The sequence below is a fragment of the Shinella granuli genome (assembly GCF_004341885.1).
Lineage (GTDB): Bacteria > Pseudomonadota > Alphaproteobacteria > Rhizobiales > Rhizobiaceae > Shinella > Shinella granuli.
Genome location: NZ_SLVX01000089.1, coordinates 1 through 1,689, shown reverse-complemented (window position 1 = coordinate 1,689; position 1,689 = coordinate 1). Strand labels below are relative to the sequence as shown.

General features: G+C 62.3%; 2 protein-coding genes and 1 pseudogene. All 3 read left to right on the top strand.

Annotated elements, in window-relative coordinates:
* A pseudogene (locus tag EV665_RS32085) lies at positions 1 to 96 on the top strand (SOS response-associated peptidase); the annotation flags it as partial.
* A 37-nt stretch (positions 97 to 133) separates the two neighbouring features.
* On the top strand, positions 134 to 1,234 hold the full coding sequence (locus EV665_RS32080) for a tyrosine-type recombinase/integrase (RefSeq protein ID WP_133037275.1): 1,101 nt from the start codon (positions 134 to 136) through the stop codon (positions 1,232 to 1,234).
* On the top strand, positions 1,218 to 1,689 hold a 472-nt coding region (locus EV665_RS32075; RefSeq protein WP_133037274.1), incomplete at its 3' end, for a hypothetical protein. The genes EV665_RS32080 and EV665_RS32075, both read left to right, overlap by 17 nt.

Sequence of the window (1,689 nt, the reverse complement as noted above, 5' to 3'; positions counted from 1 at the left end):
GGACCGAGCAAGAAGCCGGTCTACAATTTCCGGTCGGAGGGTCGCGAGTTCGCCTCGAACCGGGCTTTGATCCTCAGTGATGGGTTCTATGAATTTATGTGGACACTTTGGAGGGCTCTGACGGGAGGTAACGATGCATATCGTTCGGCGACGGGAGCACAACCAATATGAGTTAGTCGACGAGACCGGCGTCGCCGATCCGCTTGCGGCCAGCTTTGCGACCGGCCTTATTGGTCGAGGCTGCTCGCCGCATACTGTGGCGGCCTACCTTTACGACCTTCGGCTTTTCTACCGTTTCCTTGCGGACACAGGCATTACGCTCTCCAGCTTCCGTATCGCGCATAGCGTAGAACTCCTAGCTTGGCTCGGCGCGGTCCCGTGTCCCCGTGCAAGGATCACCTCCTTTCCTTCAGCAGTGCGCACAACATTGTCGCCAACCAGCATCAACCGGGCGATGGCGGCAATATCGAGCTTTTTTGACCACCTCGCGCTGGCCGACCTTGCTGGCGTCGACCGCAATCCTCTTGCAACGACGCAGGAACTGGCGCGCGGCGGTATCGCGCGCAGGCGCGCCCGCGGCGCACGACGATTGAAGCGCGTCGAGCGCGTACCGCGGCCAATGACACGCGAACAGGTGGACAAACTGCTCGACGTGATCGACCGGCCGCGGGATCGGGCAATGATCCTCGTCATGCTTCAGGGTGGCCTCAGGCCCGGCGAGGCACTAAACCTGCAGCTCGACGATATCGAATATGGTCGTCGGCGTGTCACCGTACGGCATCGCACCGACCACCCGAAGGGTGTTCGCACAAAAAGCCGAACCGAGCGCGTTGTTGACGTTCACGAGCCGGAAGCGCTCGCAGCTATAAGCCGGTATGTTCTTGAGGAACGTCCCCAGAATGCGCCCACACGCCATCTCTTTCTGGTCTGCGGCAAGGGCAAACACGCCAATGAAGCGCTCAGCTATGCGGCGCTCGTCAAGATGTTCAAACGACGCTGTGCGGCCGCAGGCCTGACGGAGCCCTGGATCACACCACATGCACTCCGCCATACGCATGCGACCTGGCTGTGGGAGGGCGGTATGCGCGAACTCGCCCTGCAAAAGCGGCTGGGCCATGCGTCGTTCGAGTCCACGAGAACCTACACGCGCGTCAGTGACGCCGCGATGCTGGAAGATTACCGCCGCGCCCTCTCCAAGAGATGTGAGGAGCAAGCCGATGCTGAGCAGGACTGAAGAAGCGCCAGAGCGAGGCCACGCGCTCGACGCTTATCGCGCATTTCTTGGGGGCGATCAGCGAGGGCTGTATCAGCGGATGTACCACGCGCGCCATTTCGCGCGGCTCTATCCCGACCTCGATCAATGGACCGCTGCGCCTCTCGAAGAGCGCATCGGCTCGAGTGCAGTCCACCGAGGCGCTGGCTGGGCGCGCGTCAAGGGCCGCCAGTACATCTACTTTCTCGTGTCGATTGGCCGGATCGAGCTGGACTGGGCCTGGATTCTCGCGGTCGGCTGCCACTTCCTGGACGGCATCCTATCGGCGCGTGCCGTGGCCCTGGAAAGGCGGCTTTCTGACCGACTGGAACAGCTCGGTTTCTGTCAACGGCGGAGTAAAAACCGGCCACGGGGCGGAGCAAAAGTCGGCCACTGCGGCGCCGGCCTGAGACCGCCGGGAGGGCTTAAGCCCGAGC

What these genes read in the sequence shown, in the direction of transcription:
- EV665_RS32080 (WP_133037275.1), top strand. Translation starts at nt 134, where the DNA reads ATGCATATCGTTCGGCGACGGGAGCACAACCAATATGAGTTAGTCGAC.